21 protein-coding genes and 1 tRNA gene are annotated in these 24600 nt (G+C 60.6%); 10 read left to right on the forward strand and 12 right to left on the reverse strand.

Annotated elements, in window-relative coordinates; genetic code table 11:
• Positions 1–10 precede the first annotated feature (10 nt).
• Positions 11–1387, forward strand: coding sequence for a transporter (locus SH809_04395; protein MDZ4698927.1), 1377 nt, complete (start codon positions 11–13; stop codon positions 1385–1387).
• A gap of 52 nt (positions 1388–1439) precedes the next feature.
• Here SH809_04395 and SH809_04400 read toward each other — a convergent pair whose 3' ends face one another.
• Complete coding sequence (locus tag SH809_04400) at positions 1440–2834, reverse strand: bile acid:sodium symporter family protein (GenBank protein ID MDZ4698928.1); 1395 nt, start codon at positions 2832–2834, stop codon at positions 1440–1442.
• A 78-nt stretch (positions 2835–2912) separates the two neighbouring features.
• Complete coding sequence (locus SH809_04405; protein MDZ4698929.1) at positions 2913–3386, reverse strand: hypothetical protein; 474 nt, start codon at positions 3384–3386, stop codon at positions 2913–2915.
• A 213-nt stretch (positions 3387–3599) separates the two neighbouring features.
• On the opposite strand from SH809_04405, the gene SH809_04410 reads away from it, so the two are divergent.
• From SH809_04410 to SH809_04420, 3 genes are all read left to right on the forward strand, one after another.
• Complete coding sequence (locus tag SH809_04410) at positions 3600–4154, forward strand: RNA polymerase sigma factor (GenBank protein MDZ4698930.1); 555 nt, start codon at positions 3600–3602, stop codon at positions 4152–4154.
• 13 nt (positions 4155–4167) lie between these two features.
• Entirely contained in the window at positions 4168–5346 is a 1179-nt protein-coding gene (locus SH809_04415) for a zf-HC2 domain-containing protein (protein ID MDZ4698931.1), read from the forward strand.
• Positions 5347–5422: 76 nt separating this feature from the next.
• Complete coding sequence (locus SH809_04420) at positions 5423–6619, forward strand: serine hydrolase (protein MDZ4698932.1); 1197 nt, start codon at positions 5423–5425, stop codon at positions 6617–6619.
• Positions 6620–6666: 47 nt separating this feature from the next.
• On the opposite strand, the gene SH809_04425 is transcribed toward SH809_04420, so the two are convergent.
• Positions 6667–6912 carry a hypothetical protein gene (locus SH809_04425; GenBank protein ID MDZ4698933.1) on the reverse strand — a complete coding sequence of 82 codons (246 nt, stop codon included), beginning with the start codon at positions 6910–6912 and terminating at the stop codon, positions 6667–6669.
• A gap of 112 nt (positions 6913–7024) precedes the next feature.
• Positions 7025–8914, reverse strand: coding sequence for a CocE/NonD family hydrolase (locus SH809_04430; GenBank protein ID MDZ4698934.1), 1890 nt, complete (start codon positions 8912–8914; stop codon positions 7025–7027).
• Between the two features lie 886 nt (positions 8915–9800).
• Between SH809_04430 and SH809_04435 the strand changes: the two genes are divergently transcribed.
• Positions 9801–11369 carry a right-handed parallel beta-helix repeat-containing protein gene (locus SH809_04435; protein MDZ4698935.1) on the forward strand — a complete coding sequence of 523 codons (1569 nt, stop codon included), beginning with the start codon at positions 9801–9803 and terminating at the stop codon, positions 11367–11369.
• 561 nt (positions 11370–11930) lie between these two features.
• Here the strand turns inward: SH809_04435 and SH809_04440 are convergent.
• The 6 genes from SH809_04440 to SH809_04465 all read right to left on the reverse strand — a co-directional run bounded on the left by SH809_04440 (position 11931) and on the right by SH809_04465 (position 17376).
• Positions 11931–12215, reverse strand: coding sequence for a hypothetical protein (locus tag SH809_04440; GenBank protein MDZ4698936.1), 285 nt, complete (start codon positions 12213–12215; stop codon positions 11931–11933).
• 128 nt (positions 12216–12343) lie between these two features.
• The gene (locus SH809_04445; GenBank protein MDZ4698937.1) at positions 12344–12727 is read right to left on the reverse strand and encodes a type II toxin-antitoxin system VapC family toxin; all 384 of its coding nucleotides are present in this window, start codon (positions 12725–12727) and stop codon (positions 12344–12346) included.
• On the reverse strand, positions 12724–12987 hold the full coding sequence (locus SH809_04450; protein MDZ4698938.1) for a hypothetical protein: 264 nt from the start codon (positions 12985–12987) through the stop codon (positions 12724–12726). The genes SH809_04445 and SH809_04450 overlap by 4 nt, the downstream gene beginning before the upstream one ends.
• Positions 12988–13001: 14 nt before the next feature.
• Positions 13002–14555: a YifB family Mg chelatase-like AAA ATPase gene (locus tag SH809_04455; protein MDZ4698939.1), complete on the reverse strand. Its 1554-nt coding sequence runs from the start codon at positions 14553–14555 to the stop codon at positions 13002–13004.
• 137 nt (positions 14556–14692) lie between these two features.
• Positions 14693–16045, reverse strand: coding sequence for a 4Fe-4S binding protein (locus SH809_04460; protein ID MDZ4698940.1), 1353 nt, complete (start codon positions 16043–16045; stop codon positions 14693–14695).
• Between the two features lie 47 nt (positions 16046–16092).
• Positions 16093–17376 (reverse strand): FAD-dependent oxidoreductase, encoded by a 1284-nt coding sequence (locus SH809_04465; protein MDZ4698941.1) that lies wholly within the window; start codon positions 17374–17376, stop codon positions 16093–16095.
• 126 nt (positions 17377–17502) lie between these two features.
• Between SH809_04465 and SH809_04470 the strand changes: the two genes are divergently transcribed.
• The 4 genes from SH809_04470 (at position 17503) to SH809_04485 (ending at position 20924) form a co-directional block, all read left to right on the forward strand.
• On the forward strand, positions 17503–18366 hold the full coding sequence (locus SH809_04470) for an NAD(+)/NADH kinase (GenBank protein ID MDZ4698942.1): 864 nt from the start codon (positions 17503–17505) through the stop codon (positions 18364–18366).
• A gap of 107 nt (positions 18367–18473) precedes the next feature.
• A tRNA-Phe gene (locus tag SH809_04475) sits at positions 18474–18546 on the forward strand.
• Positions 18547–18998: 452 nt separating this feature from the next.
• Positions 18999–19832, forward strand: a complete 834-nt coding sequence (locus SH809_04480) for an IS5 family transposase (GenBank protein MDZ4698943.1) — start codon at positions 18999–19001, stop codon at positions 19830–19832.
• 54 nt (positions 19833–19886) lie between these two features.
• Complete coding sequence (locus SH809_04485) at positions 19887–20924, forward strand: type IV secretory system conjugative DNA transfer family protein (GenBank protein MDZ4698944.1); 1038 nt, start codon at positions 19887–19889, stop codon at positions 20922–20924.
• A gap of 37 nt (positions 20925–20961) precedes the next feature.
• On the opposite strand, the gene SH809_04490 is transcribed toward SH809_04485, so the two are convergent.
• Positions 20962–21861: a hypothetical protein gene (locus tag SH809_04490; protein MDZ4698945.1), complete on the reverse strand. Its 900-nt coding sequence runs from the start codon at positions 21859–21861 to the stop codon at positions 20962–20964.
• A gap of 166 nt (positions 21862–22027) precedes the next feature.
• Complete coding sequence (locus SH809_04495) at positions 22028–23638, reverse strand: ATP-binding protein (protein MDZ4698946.1); 1611 nt, start codon at positions 23636–23638, stop codon at positions 22028–22030.
• A gap of 278 nt (positions 23639–23916) precedes the next feature.
• Between SH809_04495 and SH809_04500 the strand changes: the two genes are divergently transcribed.
• Positions 23917–24504: a sigma-70 family RNA polymerase sigma factor gene (locus tag SH809_04500; GenBank protein ID MDZ4698947.1), complete on the forward strand. Its 588-nt coding sequence runs from the start codon at positions 23917–23919 to the stop codon at positions 24502–24504.
• The last annotated feature ends 96 nt before the right edge of the window (positions 24505–24600 follow it).

Raw genomic sequence — 24600 nt, forward strand, 5'->3', positions numbered from 1 at the left:
CCGTCTTCTCATGCCCATGCCCGCCACCGCCCGCACCGTATTGTTGTGTTTCGTGCTGCTGCTGTCTATTTCCATTCGTCCGGCGACGGCCCAGCTCGACCAGACGTTTAACGACGTTTTTAACTACTTCCTGCGTGACCGATTGGACCGAGACGATCAGGTCTTCCATGGCCAGCATTATTTCCCGGCGGCCGACAATGCGGAGCAGCTCCTCACCCCCGCCCTGAACGGGCTCATCGCATCCAACATCTCTTCATTTCCTCTGAGTTCTACGATCGCCGGCATGTCGATCGACTTTATGAACGGCGCCGCCGTCGTGACCAACGAGAGCCTGGGGCCCATCTTCGCGGAAACCGCGGAGTCCATCGGCCAGGGGAAAATCAACATCGGTCTCAGCTACTCCTACATGAATCTTGATCGTTTCAGAGGTCTCCCGATCGATCAGATGCGGTTCACGTTCGCGCATCAGGACGTCACCCCGACGCCTCCCTTTGAAGAGGAACAAACCCTTCCGGGCAGTCTGGGCGCTCCTGCCTATGAACTGGACAACATCGATGTCTTCCCGAACATGGACATCAGCAGCAGCATTTTTGCGTTCACGCTTTCCGCCGGCGTGCTCCGAAACCTCGACATCAGCCTCGCCATCCCGATCGTCAATATCTCTATGTCCGGGCGTGCGACGGCCGTGATCAACAGCTTTACCTATGGCCGACTCATCCCCACCCGGCCCGAGATCCAGGGTGCCGCCCACGCGTTCGGCGGCAACCAGCTCAATCCCATCCTCACAGCGGACACTACGTACAATGTCAGCACAAATGGGGTGGGCGATCTGGCCATACGTCTGAAATATGTGTTGCCCGGCGCAAACGCCCTCAAGGTGGCTTTATTGGGCGATATCAGGCTGCCTACCGGCGATGAACACAACTTTCTTGGCACGGGTAAACAGAATATTCGATTCCTCTTTATCTCCTCCCGGCGGTTTAATGACTTCAACCCCCACATCAACCTGGGCTACGACAAACGCGGCGGCGCGCTGGACAGCGACGAAGTGGAATATGCCATTGGTTTCGACCACAAAGTGTCCAACACGTTGACCTTCGCCGCGGACCTCCTCGGTTCATTCGACCTGCAAGAAGATGAAGCCATCGTCCTCTTCCCGGGCTCGATCGGCATCCGGGAGCAGTTCGAGGCCGGCTCACTCACGCGTTTCTTCGACCTCAGCAATATCCCAGAAAGCCGGCGCGACAACACGACCGATCTGGCCGTAGGCTTCCGCTTTGCGCCCTCGGACAAGGTCGTCCTCATGGTTAATATCCTCACGCCGCTCAACAAAAATGGCCTGCGTTCGGATGTCATCCCGACCGCCGGCCTGTCGGTCTCTATCTGACGCCACGCCCGCGCGGATAACCCATCAACTTCATACATGCAGGGCCGTGTACTCAGGCCCGCTTTTCCTCCGCGATCAGCGGGTGGTCTGTTTGAGGCACGGTTTCCAACACCGGCCGGCTCCGCCACCAGTTTGCCAGCGCGGACCCCGAGATGTTCATCCAGGGTCCAAAAATAGCTGGCGCCAGCCCCACTGTGGCCACCTTCCCCATCTGCAGGGCAATCCCGGTCGCCAGCCCGCCATTCTGCATCCCCACTTCGATGGAGATCGTCCGGCACGATTGTTCGTCCAAGCCGATCAGCCGGCAGGCCCAGTAGCCCAGGGTGTAGCCGGCGGCGTTGTGCACGATCGCCGCCAGAAAAAGTAATGGCCCGACCGTCAACAGGTCGTTCCTACCCGTGGCGACGATGATGGTGAGCACGACCGCGATGGCCGACATCGACAGCAGCGGCATCGCGTCGTGCAGCCACCGGTCGCGGCCCCGTAGCAGTCGGTTGACGATCAGGCCGAGCACGATGGGCACGATAACCATCTTCACGATCCCGATCATCATGTCGAAGAAATCGACGGGGACGAATTGGCCGGCGAGCACCTTCATCAACAACGGCGTCATCAGCGGCGCCAGCAGCGTGCTGCAGGCCGTCAGCGTGATCGACAGCGCCAGATTCGCGCGGGCGATGTACGCCATCACATTGGACGCCACGCCGCTCGGCGCCGAGCCAATCAACACGATGCCGGCGGCAATCTCGGGCGCAAATCCGAGGCCTCGCGCCAGGGCGACGCCTACCAACGGCATAATCGTGAACTGACAGGCCAGCCCGATAAACACCGCGCGGGGCATTCGGACGACGCCGGCAAAGTCGCCCAGGCTCATCGACGTCCCCATGCCGAACATGATGATCTGGATGAGGGGCACGATCAGGTTCTTCAGCTCATAGTCCCCCACCGCCAGGAAATACGACGGATACACCATCGCGGCCGACACGGCGGCCAGGATCCAGAGCGTAAAGGAGAGACTCCGCAGCGCCGGCGCCCCGCGGCCCCCGATGGCGAGGCACACGAAACACGCGATAAGCATGGGGCCGGCGACTGCCGCGCCGGCGGTAAATGCTGCGATGACTACGCCAAGAGCGCACAACGCGGCCCCGGCAAGGAAGATTTTATAGATGATGTGCACAGTAGCAACCTCAAACATCCAATAAGCCCCCCACCCACCATCACGAAGAGCCGGAACGTACGGCACATCCACCTGAATTGCTACCTCGTACGCGATAGACCACGCATCGCGGAGCGATGCCGCAATGTAGGCCGGCGTTTCAACGCCGGACTCCTTGAGGTGCCCCCTACCCATGATGCACAATGAGCAGATCGTCAGGGTCGTGCCCTGAAGCACGGGGGCTATGATGCGGCGTCGCGCGGCGACGCCAACTTGTCGTACAATATCCAAGCGGTCCAAAGAGTGGCGCCAGGCAGATGCAGCTGGTCCGCCCCCGGTCGCCGAGGGGCGGACCCATTCGCGATGCGATCACCCGGCTACGGCCACCTTTTCGAGCGCGCTGTTTATGTCGGCCGCGGTCAGCGTTCGGTGGACTGGCTCGATGCGGGTGCCGTAGCGATCGGGCTCCGGCAGGCGTACCTTCCCATCAGCGGCCACGGGTACGATGAGGCTGCTCACCGCCCCCCGGTAGGTGCCCGTGAGGGTCAACACCCAGTCTCCGTCCTCCGGACGTTCCCAGGCAATTTCGTAGAGGCCCTTCGACCGGGAGGTCAGCGTAATCGGGAGGGTCTGGCGGACCCCGTCGACCAGTCCTTCCGCGGCGCCGATCACGCGGGCATTTTCGGGGCGCTCGCAGCCCTTCGCCTGGATGGCGAGCACGGAGCCGGCCTGCGTCGGGTATTCCGCGCGGAGGTAAAAGCCGCCCTGGAACGTCGCTGCCGTACCGACGGCCAGCAGGACAAAGGCGAGGGAAAGAATGGCACGGGTGTGGTTTCGTTTCATATCGTCTCTCCGGTTGGTTGTGAGGTTCTGGCGCGCGACTCGCACCGGTGTTCTGATGGTGTGATGCCAGGCATACACGAAGCGTTTAGTGATCCCCGGCAAAAAAAAACGCGGCATGCGTAAACCTCGGCGTCCCCGGCGGCATCCAACCTCTATACAAACCGGAATAGACGGCAGCCCTGCCCCCTCGTAGCGCATCGCGTTGAGATCATTTTGGAGGAACCCCTTGACGACCCCCATCCACCCACCGCCAACCTCGTGCAGCGCGCGCAGGCCGGCGATACGGCCGCGTTCGAGCAGCTGTACAGGGCGCATGTCGGTCGCATTTATGCCCTGTGTCTGCGTATGGTGGCGGATGTGACCCGGGCGCAGGCGCTCACGCAGGACGCTTTCGTCCGCGCCTGGCAGCAGCTTGGCAGCTTCCGTCAGGACAGTGCCTTCGCTACCTGGCTGCATCGCCTCGCCGTGAACGTTGTGCTGGTCGATCTCCGCGCCGCACGCCGGCGCGCCGCACGCTTCGAGACGGCGGGCGAACTGGAGCCCTTCGAGGTCGCCGGACGGGAACCGTCGCCCGATACAGGCATGGACCTTGAACGGGGGATCGCCGCCCTGCCGGCACAGGCGCGGTCCGTCCTCGTCCTCCACGATATCGAGGGCTATACGCACGATGAAATCGGCGTAGCCATGGGCATCGCCCCCGGCACCTCGAAAGCCCACCTCCACCGGGCCCGCCAGTTATTGCGGACAACGATGGCGCCTAACGGATGACGCGATGAACACAATGAGCCATATTACTTCCCAGCTAAACGACTACGTCGACGGCCTGCTGCCGGCCGACGACGCGCGCGCCGTTGAACGCCACCTCGCCGAATGCGCCACCTGCCGCACGGCCGTCGATGACCTTCGCACCCTGCTGGCCGATTTGCTTGCGTTGCCGCCGGTCGCCCCGCCGAGCGACCTCTGGGCCGGCATCAAAACGCGGCTCGAAACGCAGCTCGCCCCGGATGAAGCGCCGCGAACGCCCGCACCGCCGCGGGCCCCGATCCCACTCAATACCCCCGTGCGCCACTCGGATGTTGGGAGCACTCCCCCGAGCCGGCTCCAGATCCGCATGCTCAGCCAGTTCGTCGCGGCCCTACTCGTCGTGACGGGCCTCGCATGGGTCTTCATCCGATCCGACGCATCGGGCTGGCAGGTGGTCGCGCTCGCCGGCCTGCCATCGGTGGATCAGAACGGACTGCGCGGCAGCGGCCGACTCCGCGTTGGCCAGTGGCTCGAAACCGACGCCACCTCGCGTGCACTCCTGGATGTTGGCGACATCGGCACCGTGGAAGTAGCGCCAGACACCCGCCTCCAACTCCTCGGCGCCGAGGCGAACAATCACCGGTTGGTGCTGGAGGAAGGCCAGATCGAGGCGTTTATATGGGCCCCGCCCCGTCTGTTTTTTGTCGATACCCCATCCGCCCTGGCGATCGACCTTGGGTGCGCCTACACGCTGGCCGTCGATAGCGTGGGCACCAGTTTATTACACGTCACGTCCGGTTATGTCGAACTGAGTCACGGCGGCCGAACGACGCTCGTGCCGGCGGGTGCGATGTGCCGGGCGCGCCCCGGGCGCGGACCCGGTACGGCGTTTCATGAGGCGGCCTCGCCCACGCTCCAAGCTGCGCTGGAGCGGTTCGATTTCGAGGATGGAGGATCGGAGGCCGTGGCCGACATCGTGCGCGAGGCCGGTTTCGACGATGGGATCACGCTCTGGCAGATGATTCCACGGGTCGACCCTGCCCTTCGCGGCCGCGTCTACGATCGCCTCGTGACGCACATCCAACCGCCGGCGGGGGTGACTCGTAAAGGGGTGCTGGAACTCGATCCCGACATGCTCGAATCCTGGCAACGGCACCTGGGGCTCCATGTTGACGAGCCCAAAGTCAAAAAGAGCCGACTCGTCGCGACGGAATAACGGCTGCCCATCTTGCACGCCGGCTCGCGAATTCCTACCGTGGCCTGTCCATTTCCTTCATCCAAGTTTTCCCGCCATGCCGCGTCGTGTTGCCACCGTCCCTCTCCTTGGCGCTGGCTTGCTGGTGCTGGCCTTCTCAGCCTGCAGGTACAATCCGGAAAGTACGGCACTCGCCGGCCCAGGATGGCCCGCTGAAACCTGGCCGGTTTCTACCCCCGCCGCCGAAGGCTTCGACCCGGATTCTCTCGCCGCCATCGAAGCCGACGTGGCCGCCGGCGTCTACGGATCGGTCGACCACTTCCTGCTCATCCGTAACGGCCGCGCCGTCATCGATACGCACTACGACCGCACGTATACCCTGCCTTCAGACGCGCCCGACACCACCGATCATCCCTACAACTACAGCCACCCGAACTGGCATCCCTATTACCACGGTAGCGATCTCCACACCCTCCAATCGGTCACCAAAAGCGTCAACTCCGCCGCCCTCGGCATCGCCATCGACGCGGGACTGATTCCAGGGGTCGAATCCCCTGTTATGCCCTACCTCCAGGCCTACAGTCCCGACGTATCGGACCCCCGCAAGGCGGCCATGACCATCGAGGACCTGCTCACCATGCGGAGCGGGATCGACTGGTACACAGAAGGCGGATATGGCAATACGGACCACAGCACGATTGTCATGGAGCTCAGCGACGAGTGGATCCGCTACATCATCGGCAGACCGATGGATGCCGAACCCGGGACGGTGTACGAATACAACGACGGAGCGAGCGTCCTCCTGGGTAAAATCATCACGGAGGCCACGGGTATGCGAGCCGACCTCTGGGCAGCCGAGCGCCTGTTTAAGCCGATCGGCATCACCGAGCATTACTGGAAAATCACGCCTGATGGGGAGACGGATACGGAGGGAGGACTTTACTTGAAAACCCACGATCTGGCGCGTATCGGGTACCTGTTTCTGCGCGGAGGAGAATGGGAGGGGAAACAGATCGTTTCGAAAGCGTGGGTGGATAAATCCACGGCGCCGGTAGTGGCGGATATCGCCCCGGCAAACGAGCAGGTAAACCTGGGATACGGCTACCAGTGGTGGGTGCCGGATCAGGAGAACGGTCGCGCAACCGTATTTGCCGGAAACGGATATGGTGGCCAGTTTGTACTGGTCGCCCCGGACTACGACATCGTGGCGGTTTTTAACGCGTGGGATATCGACGCCCCCCGCACCACCTGGCGGTTACTGCAAGATCGGATTTTGCCGTCGACGCGCCGCTGACGTGTTGCCTCCGAGCTTACGGTCCCGGATGCAAAACCGTCAATTACTTATTCGCCTTCAACTTCGGCGCTGACAGCGGCCGCGGCCGAGTCAACTACCGTCGCCATCGAATCGGGCACGGCCAACAGGGAATCCGTGGTCGAGGTCAACGAATCGATAACAGTCGTCATCATTTCGGAGGCCGGTACGGCAACCGATTCGGTCGCGTGCGGGGCGTCATGCTGTTCAGCGCTTCCACCGCAGGCGGAAAGAACAAGAGCGAGGGTAAGTATCGTCAGGAAATTGCTTTTCATGTCTTCGTGTTGTGTGATAAAAGCGTGGGGTAACAGCTGTTAAAGTCATTGCGAGCCACAGAGTTGCCGAAATAACACAACAAGATTTGTCGAACGAGCCCCACAAGCCGTATTACCGGGCGATGATCGGGAGCCGGATGTGCGACGGGTACGCGGCCGAGGAATGAACCGTATTCCGGGCCTCCACTCCCTCTACCTCATCATAATTGTTGCCGCCCGTATTCAGGTTGCGCATGAAACGCGGGAAGTTGCTGCTTGAGATCTCGATCCGAATACGGTGCCCCGGGTTGAAGTAATTGCTGGTCGTGAGGGGTCCCACCTCGAGCGGATACACCTCGCCGGCTTCCATAAACACCTCGCGGTCGTACCCCTCGCGGTACCGCACGCGCTGGATGGTTTCATCCAGGTTGTACGCCTTCCCATCCGGATATACATCCAGCAGCTTCACGGTAAAGTCGGTGTCCCGGGCGTCGGACGAGACGTAGAGGGTCAAGTCGATCGAGCCGGACACCTCGACGCCTTCCGCGAAAGGTTCGGTGGTATAGACGAGCACATCCTGCCGGGCCTCTATCTTTCGCTGGTCGAACGACCCGCCCTGGATCGCGTTGCCGGTGCAGCACACGTTGCCGCCATAGGAGGGCACGGGGTTCATGGGATCGTAGACGAACGTGTCCGGCCGGTCGCCGCGCGCCGGCGGGCGGGTCGTGGTCAGCCGGCCGTCTCCGTACAGGCTGTTCGCCGCACCTCCGCTTTCCAGATAATAGGTCGCGACGGTCGCCTCTGGCGGAGGCCAGGCCTCGGCGGTATTCCACACGTTGCTGCCCATCGTGAAGTACTTCACCCGCGGCATGGCCGCGCGTTGGCCGGCATCCTCCCCCTTCAGCCAGAGGTCGAACCAGCCGTACGTGAGCGCGTCGTAATCGAGCCGCGCATCCCCCATGCTCCGCTCGCCGACGATGGTGTTTTCGGTTGCCCGTTTGAAGCCGCAATGCAGCGTCGGGGCGATCACCAGGTACTGGTTGTCGGCAATCTCCGGCGCGGCTGTCTGGCGGACGTGGTTAAACAGGGCGATATTGGGCCCGGTGGACACATCGTACCACGAGGCAAACCACATGGTGGGCTTATTAAACGGCATGTCGTCGTGGTAGAGCCCGCCGGCGTACCAGGCCGGGTCGTTCGGCTTACGCCGGATCATGTCTTCGTAGACACCCACCGGGCCATCGACGCTTTTGATGAGATCCATCACGGGGAGGTGGTAAAACGCCTTGGACCAGTCGACTTCCGGCCGCTCCGGCGCCAGGTCGAACGAGCGGGAGATCCGGATCAGATCCTCCTGGGAGACGTCTGCTTCAAAACTCGGCCGGGCGACATCGTTCTGGACGCCGTAGAGCCAGGAGAAAAACAGCATCTGCTCGGCCCCGCCGCGGTACCAGTTGCCCTGCTCGTACCAGTCGCCGATCCGGCCCACGCCGGCGCCGTACCCCTGCGCCACCATCGCCGCGAGCGCCGGATGGTCCTGCGAAGCCACCGCCATCTGCCACTCGGCCGTCGACGAACACCCGATCGCTCCTACCTTTCCGTTAGACCACGGCTGGCCGGCCATCCAGGTGAAGGCATCGTCGCCGTCGGTGAGCGGCGTGCCCAGGATGTCCCACTCGCCTTCCGAGAAGAAGCGCCCGCGTTCGTTCTGGACGACGTAGGCATAGCCGCGTTTGACCGCGTCGAGGGCGGCGCGGTACGTGCCGGCGTTTTCCTCGCCGTCTCGCCAGCTGTTGAAGTTGTAAGGGGTTCGGGAAAAGATGACCGGGACGGGGCCGCCACTTTTCGGCCGGTAGATGTCCGTCGCGAGGCGGACGCCGTCGCGCATCGGCATCATCACCTTCTGATCGATGACGGCGATGGCCTCGAGTTCGGCGCGGGGGTTGTCCTGGGCGCGGGCGGCGGGAATGAGGAGGAGGCCGGCAAGGATCCAGCCGGCGAGGCATCGGATCGAAGATTTCATGGCGGTACCGCTCTGGTTCAGCCCGTAACCTACAACCCGCGGCGGACTTTGGCATCCCCCACCCCGGTGCACGTCAAAACATCATTTTCGGAGCCAGTACAAGACAAGATTACCCGGCCTCTGCGGCGTGACCTTGATCACGGCAACGGGAGCAGCTATATCCGATCTCTCTTACGTTGACGCGTTCGAAGGGTCAAAGCAGGGTCGGTTGGGCCTTTATCAAACCATGAGAACGGCAACGTTAAATCAGGTTCAAATCCATGCCCGTAGGCCGACAAGCGGATGGTGCCATCCATTGGAGCCAGAACCGCTACATATTCTCGTGATGCTACTCCGCGTCTCCGCGGGAGCCTTATTTTTCTATTCGGTCAAGGGGATGGGGATGTTCCCGCGGAGGCGCGGAGTATCGTTTTGCGCATGGCTCGGCATGAACGCTTACGAACACTGCAAATGGGGCATTACGCTTATTTACGGTATTTCATAACGCAACGAGAAGGAGATCCGGTATACTCCCGCTTAAGCGCTTCCCGGGATAGGCCTCTAGCGAGGCCACGAGCTGCGCCAGACAGGTCGGAAACAGTTCGCTACGCTGGTCGATGCGAAGGAGAAATTCCCCCCTGGCCAAGGACATGTGTGGCACTGAGATTGTAGGGGGAGATGGTTTCCGGCAATTCAGCCTGCCGTACATCATACGTGAAACGCCTGGACGTACCGTTGGGGACGCTCAGTCGGAATCGCGGCATCCATCCGGTTGTTTTATGAGGGATGTCAAAGCGCGCATGAGGACACACACGTTGCGTTCTCCCACCACCCATGTAGCCGCATCAGACGCCCAGGACTACGATATAGCTAGCGTCCCCGTAATTCTCCGCTTCTCACCCACACGATGGCCTATTTCAACATTCTGCTCTTCCTGATCGGGTTCGCCGTACCCATCGCTTCCTTTGCCGACACGTTTTACGTCGACCCGGCCGGCAATGATAGCAATCCGGGCACCTCCGCGCGACCCTTTCGCACGATCGCTCACGCCGTGAAGCAGGTGTCTCCAGGCGATACGGTGCTGGTGAGAAACGGCGTGTACCGGGAGAAGGTCATCATCTCGCGTTCGGGAACGCCGGATCGGTATATCGTACTCAAAGCCGTGAACCAGGGTGGGGCTAAAGTCGAAGTCGCTGAAACCGGCAAAACAGATGGAATCAAGATCGCGGCCAACTACGTGACGGTGGATGGGTTCGAGGTGTACGACCCGAATCCCGGCCCGGGAAGAACCGGCAATTGCATCACCGTCTGGGAGAATCATCACGTCAATATCTTGAACAACCGGGTGCACGGCTGTGGCGCCGCCGGCATTCAGGTAGGCCGATGCGACCATATCCTCATCGAAAACAACGTCGCCTACGGCAACGCCAAATATAACCCCAGTCAATCCAGCGGTATCGGGCTCTATCAAGCGCGCTCGGTCGATAACGCACCAGGCTACCACATCATCGTGCGAAACAACCGGAGCTACGACAACATCAACCTGGTTTTTGCAAGCTTTAAGCCCGGAGAAACGACAGATGGAAACGGCATCATCCTCGATAATTTTTATAACGAGGGCGACACGAACGTGAAGTACCCGCACCGCACGCTGATAGAAAACAACCTGATTTACAACAACGGCGGAAAAGGGCTCCACGTGTTCAAAAGCGACCATGTGGATGTATTCAACAACACGGTGTATCACAACAACAAAGACACCCAAAGTACCGCTACCTGGCGAGGCGAGTTGAGCCTGGTTTACTCGAAAGATACCGTATGGCGAAATAACATCGGCGTTGCCAAACCCGGGGCGGGGGTGTTGTCCTGGAACCGCGCGCTCCTGATCGCCCGATCTGAAGAGATGGTCTGGGAAAAGAACCTTTCTTTTGACGGAACACCCGGGAATGAATCGATCAATTTCAGCGGCACGTCGGTCGATCTGACAGACCTGAAAGGCAATCTGTTGGGTGTCAGTCCCGGGATGAATGATCCTCAAAAGGGCAAATTCGATCTTCGAGCAGACAGCCCCGCCCTCGATGCCGGCAGCAATCGGATCGTCTCTTTTTGGGATATCGATTACAAAACGAGAAACGCCAGCTCCGTGGATATCGGCGCGTTCGAGCATGGGGGGATATTGGCTACCGGGATCGATCCCGAACCCCCTCAGGTTACGGATCTGCCGCAGGCGACGAGTTATCCCAATCCGTTTTCAGGCGAGGTCACCGTCACCTACCACCTCTCTCGTCCTGCTCCAGTGCGTCTCGAGATCTTCAATGCGCTGGGCCAGCATATGGCGACGGTCGTCGATGCTGAAAAACCAACCGGTGAGCATACGGCGCATTTCAGCGGCAGCCATCTACCCAATGGCGTGTATTATTACCGGATTTTTGCCGGCAACGCTACATGGACGAAGGCTATGATTCTGGCGAGATAAGTATGCGGTGAGTCCTGATCTATCCAGCCAGGCGACTAAAAATCACCTTTCCAGTGGCGGAAACAGTTCTTCGAGCAGGGCGCCGCCGCCTTCAAGTCGTCCCGGCCGAATCCCTCCGTCCGGCAGTATCCGGGCGAGGGATATCGCCGAATCACCTACATGATGCTCGACCGCAACATCGTGGCCGTCAGCCCGGCCAGTATGTACCGGGTGCTCAAATGATGTCACAGCGCCAACAACAGGCGCAGCCGGCTCTCTACGGCTTGCATCGTCGATTCGCTCACGCGTCCCCATCTTTCTACAAACCGTGCCTCGGTCGACAACGAACGAATATCTTCACACTTAACGTAACTGGGGTTTTTTAATCCTCCTTCAGGCGGCGTGATGAGAACATGGCTCGGAATTCCTTTCCGGACCGATGTGATGGGCAATACAATGGCGAGTTCCGCCGGCCCATGATTCAACGGATTTACCGAGATCACCAGACACGGGCGTTTGCCCTGTTGTTCATGACCCAATGTCGGGTTGAGATTAACCAGCCATATGTCGCCTCGGTCCGGCCTAATCTGTGACATGCTCATCGCCCTGATTATCCATCAACGTGACATCCCAGCTTCCTCGTTCGGCGATCTCCTCTTGCCATGCCGTACTATCCGCCTTTAACGCCGCATACGCTTCGTTAAATTCCTGGAAGAAATGATCACGCTCCCAGGCACCAACAATCTCGTCGAGCGCCTCGACCAGCGAGACACCTCTTCGATCGGATAGCAGTTTAAGAATGCGATGCGCTTCGGGACTTACACGAATGGTGGTGGTAGCCATGATCGACAGATCGGGTTGTTGCATGTGTGTATACAGGTTTGATTACACAAGCGTATCCACGATGTTTCTCACCCTCCCCCCTGCCCCCACTTCCGGTCCAGCGCGCGGTATTGGATGGCCTCGGATATATGATCAGTCCATCACTGCCGCGGTTAATTCCCTTTCAACCTATGCGAATCCATGACATGAAGTCCTTCCACGAAGTCAAAATCCTTTAAATTCCGAGTGATAAGCACCATTTCATGCTCAATAGCCGATGCCGCGATGACGGCGTCGGGCAATTTGATCCTGTACTGGCGCTTGAGCGCTATTGTCCTCCTGGCGATCTGGTCCGTGAGCGCTAAAATGGGGCATGCGGCAACAAATGCTTCAAGTTGCTCCATCTCTTGCTGCGGCACAAAGTATCCCAGCAGCTCGATCTGGTTGATAACGGAAAGATACCCCGACTGAGTCCGTACGTGGTCCTCCAACCACTGGCTTGCATCAGGAGGAAGCATCCCCCCTAGAAACTCAATAACCGCATTGGTATCGATCAAGCAGGGCGTTCCCATTCTTCTCGGCTCGCATCAAGCTGCTGTAAGAGACGTACCGCGGTCTGCCTGGAAATACTGCCGCCCCAAGGGTCTAGAGGATGAGGTGCCGTCACAGCTGGCGAATCTGGGATCATGCGCACCAGATGGAGTTGCTCCAGCTGTTGGATGAGCTGTAACGCACGTTCATGGAGCAGCTCAATCGTTATGCGTTGCATGAATGGACCTATTGGTTCGATCTGTTGCATTGTTTCTAATGGTTTCATGTACGCAGTGATGTTCAGGAGGCTCCCCCCTGTCCCCACTTCCGGTCCAACGCGCGGTACTGGATGGCCTCCGAGACGTGCTCCGGGCGGACGGACTCGGCGCCAGACAGGTCCGCGATTGTCCGGCTCACCTTCAGGATCCGGTCGTACGCCCGGGCGCTGAGCCCGAGGCGTTGGATGGCCATCTTCATGAGTTGCTTGCTCTCGGCATCGAGCGCGCAGTGCTGGCGGACGAGTCGGGTGCTCATCTGGGCGTTGCAGTAGACGCCGGCCTGGCCGGCAAACCGCGCCTGCTGCCGCTCCCGGGCCGCCAGCACCCTCAATCGCACGTCGGCGGACGACTCCCCGTCTCGCCGGCTGCTCATCTCGTCGAACGAGACCGGCATCACGTCCACATGCACGTCGATCCGGTCCAGCAACGGGCCGCTGATCTTAGACAGGTATCGCTGAACCTGCACCGGGGCACACACACACGCCCGCGACGGGTCGGTCAGATGCCCGCACGGACAGGGGTTCATCGAGGCGACGAGCATAAACCGCGCGGGGTAGTCCACGGACACCCGCGCCCGGCTGATGGTGATCCGGCCTTCCTCCAGGGGTTGCCGCATGACCTCCAGCACCTGGCGTTTAAACTCGGGCAGTTCATCCAGAAATAGGATCCCGTTATGGGCGCAGGAGATCTCGCCCGGGCGCGGGTTGACGCCGCCGCCGCACAGGCCGGCGTCGGAAATCGTGTGGTGCGGCGACCGGAACGGGCGCGTGGCGACCAGGCCCGTGCGGGTGGAAAGGGTGCCGCTGACGGAGTGGATCTTGGTCGTCTCCAGCGCCTCGTCGATCGTCAGCGGCGGCAAGATGGTGGGCAGCCGGCGGGCCAGCATCGTTTTCCCGGAACCCGGGGCGCCGACCAGCAGCACATTATGCCCGCCGGCCGCCGCCACTTCGAGCGCGCGTTTTACGCCCTCCTGCCCGCGAACATCGGCGAAGTCGATGTCGTACTGCCGCGCCTGCTCGAACAGCTGGCTGATATCCCGCCGGTACGGCGCTGGCCCCGGCGCGCAGCCAGAAAGCAGGGCGTAGGCGTCGCGCAGTCGGGTGATCGGGTACACGTCGATGCCCTCGACGATGGCGGCCTCCGGCGCGTTTTCCGCCGGCACCAGCACGGCCCGCTTCCCCTCGGCCCGCGCGCGGAGGGTGATCGGCAACGCGCCCCGGATGGGGCGGACGTCCCCGTTCAGCGCCAGCTCGCCGGCGATAAACAGCTCGTCAAGCGCCGCCTGGGTGATGGACTCGTCCGCCGTCGCGATCACCCCCATCGCAATCGGCAGGTCGAACGCTGTACCCTCCTTGCGCACGTCCGCCGGCGCCAGGTTCACCGTGATCCGGCCCGTCGGTCGCGGAAGACCATTCGAGCGCAACGCGGTCAGGATCCGCTCCTGGCTCTCCCGCACCGCCCCATCGGGCAGCCCGACCATGATGTACTTCGGCACCCCGCCCCGGGTGTGCACCTCGATTTCGATGGGAAACGCATCAACGCCAATAACGGTGCTGCTCCAGACGCGTGATAACATGGGATGGTCTTTTTATATATAGACAATCCCGATAGCGCCGGCGTACCGTGGGGGTTCAAAATTTAATGTTCGCGTTTTAACCCGGGTTACGGCCGCCGGGGGGCGCGGGGGGCGGCCTAACCCGGGCTCCTAGCGTATCAATCCGGCAGGATTGATACGCTCTCCCGATCGATCAGCACCGGGCCGTTATACCGACCCTCCTTCGGCCCATTCTCCAGCTTCAACACCCCGCGCGGACACACCGCCGCGCACACCCCGCAGCCCACACACGACGACCGGATGATGTTCTGCCCGCGCTGGGCGTACCAGCGAACGTCAATCCCCATCTCGCAATACGTCGAGCAATTCCCACACGAAATGCACTGACCGCCATTCGTCGTGATCCGGAAGCGCGAATAAAACTTCTGGATCATCCCCAGCACCGCCGCCATCGGGCATCCAAAGCGGCACCATACGCGGTTGCCCATGATCGGGTAAAAGCCGGTGCCGACGACGCCGGAGAAAATCAACCCGATATAAAACCCGTACCACGACGAAAACAGTCCCGACAGACTCCCGAACACGGCGCCCTCCGTGGCCGAATTGATCCAGAGCGCCGCCGTCGTGAGCACCACAAACACCAGCACGCCGTGGATCAGCCACCGCTCGATCTGCCAGGCTTTAAGCGACTTATCGGACAACTGCCGAAACGGATCGCCCAGCGTCTCGGCCAGCCCGCCACACCCGCACACCCACGAACAGTACCACCGCTTCCCGAAGAAATACGTCAGGATGGGCGTGGCGATAAAGATCATCACGGCGCCCCAGAACACCATGAACACCCCGAGCGACCCCGAGCCCGAGAGCCAGTCGACGGTGCCGGGCCAGAGGTAATCGTATTTGAGGGGCCAGAAATAGGAGAAGTAGAACTCCGGCTGGTTAAACATCACCAGCAACGACGGCAGCAAAAACGCGAACCCGAGTTGGAAAAACATCACCGAGATCGTCCGCAAGATCTGGTACCGGCTGTGGCGGTACTTGAAGAGCATCCGAACGCCCATGACGAGCACGGCCATCGTATAAAACGTCCCATACATAAACCACTTATCCGCCGGCACCCCCTTGAGCGCCAGGCTCAGCGGGCTAAAAATGGGGATCAGATTCGCCAGCCAGGCCTCCTGCCAGTAGAGGATGCAGTAGAACCCGGTGAAGACGATGCCGAGCGTCCACCCCACGATGCCTTTCATCCCGGTGGTGACAGCGTTCTGCCAGATCCCGTCGTTATTGATCCCCGCCGGCCGCTTCAGATACCGCCAGAAATACAGGAACCCGCCGCCTGAAATCCCGACCAGACCAACCAGAAACACCAGCAACGGCTGCCCGAGGTCGCCGGCAAACAACGCGACGATCCAGGCCAGCACTCCGATGCCGATGAGCGCCATCCCGGCCTTTTCGACGCCGTCGAAGTGGGATCCGGGGCGGGTGAGTTGGAAGCTGACGTCGTGGGACATAGGGTAAAAGGTAAAAGGTAAAAGGTAAAAGGGAATTCGCTAATCGATTAATCGCTAATCGCTAATCGATTAATCGCTAATCGATTCATCGCTAATCGCGGGGCAAACTCCGGGTCGAAATTCGCCTCGCCAAGCCGGGGGCGGACGTAGTCGATCGTGCGCTCCTCCAGCAGCCAGCGTTCACAAACGGCGTGGCGGAAACGGACGCCGAGGAGGTTAAACCCGAGCACCCGCCCATCGCTCGTGCGGTAGTTGACGCGAACGAGCTGCTTGCCTTTCGGGTGTTGCCAGAGATCGGAGACCACGCCGGCCGGCGGCTGGGCGTCCACCTGACCGTACGTCTGGTACTCGATCGTAAAAAACTTGGCCGAGTTGAAATACGGCGGTTTCTGGTAGGCGTCGCGGTCGCCGCAGATGATGCGGGCGACGACCTTGCCGTGTTGCCGGCCGGTGTACCAGAGGGGGTCGATCCGGCGGTAGCCGATCCCATCCTCCCGAAACTCCGCGCAGTCGCCGATGGCGTATACATCCGGGATGTTCGTCTCGAAAAACGCGTTCACGAGCACTCCGCGGTTGGTCTCGATCTCCGAACGGGCGACGACGCTCACGTTCGGCACGACACCGGTGGCGATGCCCACGAACTGGCAGGAAATCTCCTGGTCGTGGCTCGTGACGACCGCGCGGGCCCGGCCGGCGGCGTCGCCCAGCACGGCCTTCATCTCGGTGCCGAGGCGGAGGTCGACATGGTGGGCGCGGATCTCGTCGTTGATCATGGCCGACTCCTCCGCCGGCAGCGCGAAGTCGAAATAACTCTTTTCGCGGACCAGGAAGGTCGTCGGGATGCGCCGGGTGTGGAGCATCTCCACCATCTCGATCCCGATGAGGCCGCCGCCGAGGACAACGGCGCGCTGGACGCCGCGAGTGTCGCGCTCCATCGCGGCCAGGTCGGGCAGGCCGTAGAGCCCCTGCACGCCGGCGAGGTCCTGCCCGGGCCAGTCGAAATACCGCGTCTGCGACCCCGTGGCGACGATCAGCACGTCGTACGAAAGGGACGCCCGCTGCCGGCAGCGGAGGATCTTATCCGTCGAATCGATCTCCTCGACAAAGTCCCGCACGAGGTCGATCCGGTTCTTCGCCCAGAAGTCGTCGGCGTACGGTTTTGTATCCTCGTAGCGCATGTGGCCCATGTAGATGTACATGAGGGCCGTGCGGGAGAAAAAATGGTCGGATTCCGAGGAGATGACGGTAATCTTGAAGTCGCTCCCCTTTCGGATGTGCCGCGCCGCCGTGATGCCGGCGACGCCGTTTCCGATGATGACGACGTGTTTCATAAGGGAGAGGTCCGGAAGCGAATGCCTTTGGATGATGCGCTATACGACCTGTGTGGCCGAGGCCCACGGAACGTTACCCGAGCCGCGGCGGTTGAGTGCCGACAGGGCCACCCAAGGTACACCAAAATGATCTACGGGATCACCGGTAACACAAAGAAAACAGAACTCTGGCCGGCGTTGGTCGAGCTCATCAATGGATTCAAGACGGAATCCATCCGGTTCGTGCTCGACGCCCCCATTGCGAAAGGCCTGCGCGAGCGCGGCCTCCTGCACGAAAGCGAGCAGGTAGCCGAGAGCACCAATCTCCCGAACGCGTCGGACATCATACTCTCCTTCGGCGGCGACGGCACCCTGCTCAACACCGCCTTCCAGATCGGCGCGCGGCAGACGCCGATCCTCGGCGTGAACATGGGCCGGCTGGGGTTTCTGGCGGATACGGAGGTGGCCCAGCTCGGCGAGACCATTCGTCGGCTCGAGCGCGGCGAGTACCGGATCGAGTCGCGCATGGTGCTCGAGGCCCGGCTGGACGGGGCGAGCGGCAAGGACACCCACTGGGCGCTGAACGACATCGTCATCGAACACAGCCAGACCACCCAGCTCATCTCCGTGGAGGTGAAGGTGGACAGCGCCCCGCTGACCACCTACTGGGCGGACGGCCTCATCATCAGCACCCCGACCGGGTCCACGGCCTACTCCCTCTCTGTCGGCGGCCCCATCCTCTCGCCCGGCAGCGGTGTCGTCGTCCTGACCCCCCTGGCGCCGCACACATTAACGGTGCGGCCGATCGTGTTGCCGGCGAGCGCCGTGATCGACATCCAGGTGCCCAGCCAGCCCTACATCTTCGCGGCCGACGGCCGAAGCAAGATCATCGAGGACGACAGCGTGCGGATCACGATCCGCCGGGCGCAGCACTCCGTGAAGCTGATCAAGATGCCCGAGCAGGACTACTTCCAGACGCTGCGGTCGAAGCTGCGGTGGAGCGGTCGGTGAAAGAAGGCAAAGTGGAAAATGCAAAAGGCAAAACGGTGTTGTCGTGAAAAAAGTGCGCGCCGGTTGAACCCTCCCGGGGGTGACGCGTATATTCGGTCCGCTTCAAGGGTCAGGTAGCTCAGTTGGTAGAGCAATGGACTGAAAATCCATGTGTCGGGGGTTCAATTCCCTCCCTGACCACTACATAAAGCCGTAAGTTGTTGCCCAGCAACGACTTACGGCTTTTTAATTTTTAGAACTAAAGGAATTACTAAAAGTTTGTGGGGCGGCCCAAAAGGGCGGTGGCGCGGGGTGGCTTGGAGCGGGATAGGACCTTCAAAAAGGCTGAGGCGAAGGTTTTTGAAGTGCTATGAGGGCGTGGCGCGAGGGGATTGGACTAATGGTTTTCCTAAAAGTCCGCGTAGAGCAACCAGTCGATGCCGGATCTGCCCCACTGTCAAGGTCCACGAGTATTCCCCAGTTAGGGCCAGGAGTGTTCCCCACCCCGGGGCCACGAGTATTCCCCACCCTTTTGGCGTGAAGCCAACTGAACCGCCCCACGTTTGTCGGAGACTAGGTTAGAGCCTATCCGAAAACCTCATGGGAGGGTAGATTGAAAGTGTCTTACGCTTCTCAATCTTCAGCCCCTCGCCATGAAGCCTTCGGACTTTGAATGTACAGTTGATTCGAAGTTTTTACCATCGGAGAATCTGTGGCTGGCGGTTGAACCGCTCTTGCCACCTGAGTCCCCGAAACGAAAAGGCGGTCGGCCTCGCATGCCAGATCGCATCGCGTTCTTTGCCATCTTTTACATACTCAGGACGGGTATCCAATGGAAGGCGTTGCCCCGTTCTCTCGGAGCGGCATCGACTGTTCACGACCGTTTCCAGCAATGGTGTGCCGCTGGTGTGTTCGAGCGACTCTGGGTCAGCGGACTGCTCGAATACAATACCGACGTCGGTCTCGACTTCGAGTGGCAGTCTATTGACGGAGCCATGACGAAAGCACCCCTCGGCGGAGGTGAAACAGGGCCAAATCCAACAGATAGAGGCAAAAAAGGCACAAAACGCCATCTGCTCACGGAAGCTGGTGGCCTGCCCATCGGCCTGGTTGTAACGGGGGCCGAGCGCCACGACAAAACGCAGGTTCAGGCTGTGCTTGAGAACATGCCGTTACTGCCGCCTATCCCCGATCGGGAGTCACCGCAGCACTTTTGCGCCGACAAGGGATACGACTTTCGGGATGTCCGGCGATTGGTCATTCGCTTGGGCTACGTCACGCACATTTTGAGTCGTGGCGATGAACAGGAAGCCCTACGCGTCCCAGGTTATCGAGCCCGTCGTTGGGTATGTGAAAGAACACACAGTTGGCTGAACCGATTCCGGCGGATTCTCATCCGTTGGGAGAAGAAAATCGACAATTACATCGCCTTCCTGCATCTGGCATGTGCCTTCATCGTCTGGAGGCATTGCCCGGTTTTCGGATAGGCTCTTAATCCGCTCGCCCTCACCTCCGCCGAAAACGCCTTCGACGAAGCCTGGATGCTTGCCGACATGCTCGTCATCGAGCGCGGGGGCGATGCCTTCTGGAATGAGGAAGCGCGGGCGCTCCTGGCCGGCCTCCTGTATTTTGTGATGACCGAGCCCGAGGCGACACGCGTCCTCATCCCGGGCGGGACGCCCCTTCCGCGCGACCTCCTGAGTGTGCGCCGGCTCCTCACCCTGCCGCCGCAGGCCATGGAGGTGTTTTTTGATCGGTTGGCCAGTGGGGAAGGCGTGGCGGCTCGGGCCGCGAGCCGGCACCTCCAGAAGGCCGACAAAGAGCGGAGCGGCGTGCTTTCGACGGCGCTCAGCCACACCCATTTTCTGGATGCGCCGGCGATGGAGCGGGTGCTTGGTTCAAACGATGTGGCAGGAGGGCCGTGTCATGGGTCGGTGGCCGTCGACCCCTACGGGGAGGTGGATGGGACGTTGTCGTTGTTTTTGGTATTACCGCCCGACCGGCTTGCGACGTATCGCGGGTGGCTTCGGCTCATGATCGCATCGACCCTGCTTGTGCTGACCCGGAATCGCCCGGCCTCTCGCGTCCTGTTTCTGCTCGACGAGTTCGCCAACCTCGGCCGTATGGACCTGTTGGCTCAGGCCGTGACCCTCATGGCCGGCTACGGCGCCACGTTCTGGTTCTTTATCCAGGACCTGCCCCGGCTGCGCTCCGTCTACCCCTCCGACTGGGAGACCTTCCTCGCCAACTGCGAGGCGCTCCAGGCCTTCGGCAGCCGCGACCCGATGACGTGCCAGTACCTCTCCCGAAGAACCGGCCAGCAGACTGTTTTTGTACGTAGCGACAGCCAGGCGAGTGCGTCCAAGGGCTCGCCTCACAGCGTGAGCGTGTCCGAGACCGGGCGAGCGTTGCTCCTGCCCGACGAGGTTGAGCGGATGGAGGAGGATGAGGCGCTGCTGTTCGTGCGGGGCGAGCGGCCTATCCGGGCGAGGAAGGTCGTGTATTACCGGGACCGGGAGTTCAAGCCTAGAGGGAAGCCGCTGTTTGATGGGAATCCGTTTTTCGATACGGGTCCGTAAGTGCCATGACGATTTACCACGGTATTACACAGGATCTCTATCTGAACGCGTTCACGATGGAGTCACCGAGTACCTCATACAAGCCAAATCCTTCCCCTTCATAGAGACGCGTCTCCGTCACAACGAACACTTTTCCATCATGCGCCATAATGCCGAGAGGCTTTTCGTATATGCTTTGATTCGGGTCCGGGTCGCTCCGCAGCGTCGGCTGTTCGCGGGTGATATGCGTCTCGCCCGTTTGGCGTTTTACAATCCATCCCGACATATATGCATTCTCGTCACACCTCCCTTTCGTAGTCGCCCGGTATCGTTTCCTGGCCACGAATCGGTACACCGTAACGCCACTAAGACTTCCACTAAATAGGTCCATGGCAAGCGCCGTCTTCGCCCGCTCGATCGGCTCGATCGAACTGCACATATTCTCTTCGATCTCTTGTTCTACAAAATAGGCAGCCAGTTCATCCAAGGTGTCATCCGTGCCACCGCGTACGACCTGTATTTCTCGGCTCATCGGGTATATTTCCAGTTCCACATCCGAGGCAATGCCTATCTTTGGAATCGGATGCATAACGAATCCCCCCATGGAGACTCCCGGATAATCCGATATCAGACCGAAGAGAATGCCTGTATAAGGCAATTCGGGCGGAAGCCATCCTAGTTGTACGGTTTCAGTCACGTAGGCCTCCGTGCGAGAGTACCCGAAGCCAGGCAGTACAGAACGGACAAACCATTTATCTGGGAACCGCTCGTAGCGCCACCATTCCTCGTCATTTGGCAACCTATTCCAAGTGCCTTTCGAATAGCGCGCTATAGGAAGGATGATGCCATCCGCACGCACCAACGCAAGCCACGGGGAGTCGAGTGGTGACTGCCCCGATACCCTGGCAGGCAGTACACAATGTAGGATCGTGGCGCAGAGTAGGAAAAGAAGCTTCATTCGCATCGAAGTTTTGTGCAGCCGAAGAGTAAGTCGTTCCGATCATGCGGATATCGGAAGATATGATTTCGGGGTGGGGCCGGCGCCCCAGTCCGAATGGGCTACTTACTCAGGAATCCGGCATTGCAGATCGGACATCTCCAGTCCATCCACGATTTTGCCCGACTCACCCCCACTGCGACGGAGGCTTCTTGTACTTCTGCTGAAACAACCGCGCGAAGTGCCTCGGGTCTCTGAACCCCACCTGGTACGCTACTTCCGACACATTGCCTGCTTTCTGCTCCAGCAGTTGCCGGGCCCGCTCCAGCCGGCTCTCCTGAATGAATCGGTGAACGGTCTGTCGGGTCAGTTCCTGCATCTTGCGCTGCAGCTGTCGCCGGCCCAGCCCCACTTCCTCCGCCAACTGCTCCACCCCGAACTGGCTGTCGCCCATTCCCGACTCCACGACAGTCCGCACCTTTTCCAGAAACGCCGCATCAGCCGAGGTCACCGTGATCTCTGTCGGCTTCAGTACGACTTCCTGGCGATACTTCTTTTTCAGCTCCTGATTCCGCTGAATCAGGTTTTCCGTCCGCGCCAGCAGCTCGCGGGCACTGAAAGGTTTGTACAGATAATCGTCCGCGCCCATCTTCAGCCCTTCGATCTTGTTCTCCTCGGCGGCTTTCGCCGTGAGCAGGAGCACCGGGATGTCCTGCGTGCGTTTGTCGCGACGCAGCGCCGAGCAGAGTCCGAAGCCGTCGAGCTTTGGCATCATGACATCGCTGATCACGAGGTCGGGCAGGGCCGAGAGCGCCAGCGCGAGGCCCGCCTCGCCGTCTTCGGCCTCAAGGATGCGGTAGGCTGTCAGGTGGCTCTTCAGATAGGCGCGTACGTCGGCGTTGTCCTCGACGAGGAGGATAGTGGCGGTGGTTAAGGTGGCTAGGTTGGACTGGGTGGACAGGGCGGACTCGGTGGACGGGGTGCCGTCCGACTGGTCCGCCCTGTCCAACCTGTCCACCGCAGGCGCGGCGTCATCGTCGGCAATCAGTTCCTCGTCCTTGAGGTGGCTCCGCCCGAGAGGCAGCGTCAGCTTGAACGTGCTGCCGAAACCTTCCTGGCTTTCCACGCGCAGCGCGCCGTGGTGCAACTCGGCGAGCTCCTTCGCGAGCGCCAGCCCGATCCCGCTGCCTTCGTGCCGGCGCGTCGGCGAGGCGTCCGCCTGGTGGAAGCGGTCGAAGATGTGCGGCAGCTCCGTCGCCGGAATGCCCTCGCCGGTGTCGCGGACGACGATCAAGGCCGAACCCTCGGAGGCCTCGACGGATACGCGAATCTTCCCGCCGGCGGCGGTGAACTTGAAGGCGTTCGAGAGCAGGTTGTAGACGATCTTCTCCAGTTTGTCGCGGTCGAAGTAGACCTCGAGTGTTTCGGGCTCGGCCTCGACACGGAGGTGTTTCTGCTCACGTTCAGCGCGGGAGACAAACGAAAGCGTGAGGGCTCGGACGAAAGCGACGAGGTCGTCGGCGCGGGCTTCGAGGCGCATTCCGCCAGCCTCGAGCCGGGCGAGGTCGAGCAGTTGGTTGATGAGCCGGTGGAGGCGATCGGCCGCGCGGTGCATGGAAGATAGCTGACCCCGGTAGCGGTCGTCCATCGGGCCATACGCCCCATCGAGGGCATCACGGATGGGGCCCAGGAGGAGGGTGAGCGGGGTGCGGAATTCGTGGGAGAGGTTAACGAAGAAGCGTGATTTCGTATGGTCGAGTTGCTCAACCCTTCGAACACGTTCCAGCGCAGTTTTCAAATTCTCAGCTGCACGAGCGCGTGAACGCCACCATCGACAGATCAATGCCAGCGCACATGCAACGATCAATGCGATCGACAGATCTAGGTGAGGTGCGAGCGCTATCTTTTCCACAGGACAAACCCTTCGATTATGATGCGTTAATGTGTAGCATGCAAAAGAGCGCAAGTCATATCTTGCGTTTATCTCATGCCTCACATCCATCACGTAGTCCTGTGAGCAAACGGGCCACGAGCCGTTGTTTTTAGGACACTGCGGCCTCTGGGCCATCCTGATCCGTGAAAACTGCACCGCCCTCAGATATCACGCGCCTACTCAACGCGGCTCGAGATGGAGACGAGCAGGCGCTTCGTGCGGTTTTTCCTCTCGTGTATGAGGAAATCCGTGAGCGCGCCCACCGGCAGCGCCAACGCTGGCATGGGGACGTCACGCTCAACACAACGGCACTTGTCCACGAAGCGTATATCAAACTAACCGGCCACACCGACTTCGAATGGGAAGGTCGCGCCCACTTCCTGGGCGTCGCGGCGAAAGCCATGCGCCACATACTTGTTGACTATGCTCGCCAACGACGGGCAGAAAAACGCGGCGGCGATGTTCAGCGGATATCGTTTGAAGAGTGGCATATACCCGACGCGGAGTTCGCGCTGACCGACGAAAAGGCCGACAGTATCGTGGCTTTGGAGGACGCCCTCCTTGCCCTCGAACAAGTCGATGAACGCGAAGCGCGGGTAGTCGAGTGCCGCTTCTTTGGCGGGCTGTCGGTGGAGGAAACGGCCAAGGTGTTGGGCATTTCTGAGCGAACGGTAAAGCGCGATTGGGCGATGGCCCAGGCATGGCTCATGCGAGAAATGAAGCGCGGCTAAGTGTTTTGCTTCTTATTGACGAAACGCTGCAGGCCCCATAACCCTGCCGCAGCCCAAGGGACAAAATCGGAAAGGGAGCCCGCGTTGCCGCGAGCC

Source organism: Rhodothermales bacterium, from assembly GCA_034439735.1.
Classification (GTDB): domain Bacteria; phylum Bacteroidota; class Rhodothermia; order Rhodothermales; family JAHQVL01; genus JAWKNW01.

What these genes read in the sequence shown, in the direction of transcription:
- SH809_04455 (MDZ4698939.1), bottom strand. Translation starts at nt 14,555, where the DNA reads ATGTTATCACGCGTCTGGAGCAGCACCGTTATTGGCGTTGATGCGTTT.
- SH809_04460 (MDZ4698940.1), bottom strand. Translation starts at nt 16,045, where the DNA reads ATGTCCCACGACGTCAGCTTCCAACTCACCCGCCCCGGATCCCACTTC.
- SH809_04450 (MDZ4698938.1), bottom strand. Translation starts at nt 12,987, where the DNA reads ATGAAACCATTAGAAACAATGCAACAGATCGAACCAATAGGTCCATTC.
- SH809_04465 (MDZ4698941.1), bottom strand. Translation starts at nt 17,376, where the DNA reads ATGAAACACGTCGTCATCATCGGAAACGGCGTCGCCGGCATCACGGCG.
- SH809_04395 (MDZ4698927.1), top strand. Translation starts at nt 11, where the DNA reads ATGCCCATGCCCGCCACCGCCCGCACCGTATTGTTGTGTTTCGTGCTG.
- SH809_04405 (MDZ4698929.1), bottom strand. Translation starts at nt 3,386, where the DNA reads ATGAAACGAAACCACACCCGTGCCATTCTTTCCCTCGCCTTTGTCCTG.
- SH809_04440 (MDZ4698936.1), bottom strand. Translation starts at nt 12,215, where the DNA reads ATGCAACAACCCGATCTGTCGATCATGGCTACCACCACCATTCGTGTA.
- SH809_04415 (MDZ4698931.1), top strand. Translation starts at nt 4,168, where the DNA reads ATGAGCCATATTACTTCCCAGCTAAACGACTACGTCGACGGCCTGCTG.
- SH809_04425 (MDZ4698933.1), bottom strand. Translation starts at nt 6,912, where the DNA reads ATGAAAAGCAATTTCCTGACGATACTTACCCTCGCTCTTGTTCTTTCC.
- SH809_04490 (MDZ4698945.1), bottom strand. Translation starts at nt 21,861, where the DNA reads ATGAAGCTTCTTTTCCTACTCTGCGCCACGATCCTACATTGTGTACTG.
- SH809_04420 (MDZ4698932.1), top strand. Translation starts at nt 5,423, where the DNA reads ATGCCGCGTCGTGTTGCCACCGTCCCTCTCCTTGGCGCTGGCTTGCTG.
- SH809_04480 (MDZ4698943.1), top strand. Translation starts at nt 18,999, where the DNA reads ATGAAGCCTTCGGACTTTGAATGTACAGTTGATTCGAAGTTTTTACCA.
- SH809_04435 (MDZ4698935.1), top strand. Translation starts at nt 9,801, where the DNA reads ATGGCCTATTTCAACATTCTGCTCTTCCTGATCGGGTTCGCCGTACCC.
- SH809_04485 (MDZ4698944.1), top strand. Translation starts at nt 19,887, where the DNA reads ATGCTTGCCGACATGCTCGTCATCGAGCGCGGGGGCGATGCCTTCTGG.
- SH809_04430 (MDZ4698934.1), bottom strand. Translation starts at nt 8,914, where the DNA reads ATGAAATCTTCGATCCGATGCCTCGCCGGCTGGATCCTTGCCGGCCTC.
- SH809_04470 (MDZ4698942.1), top strand. Translation starts at nt 17,503, where the DNA reads ATGATCTACGGGATCACCGGTAACACAAAGAAAACAGAACTCTGGCCG.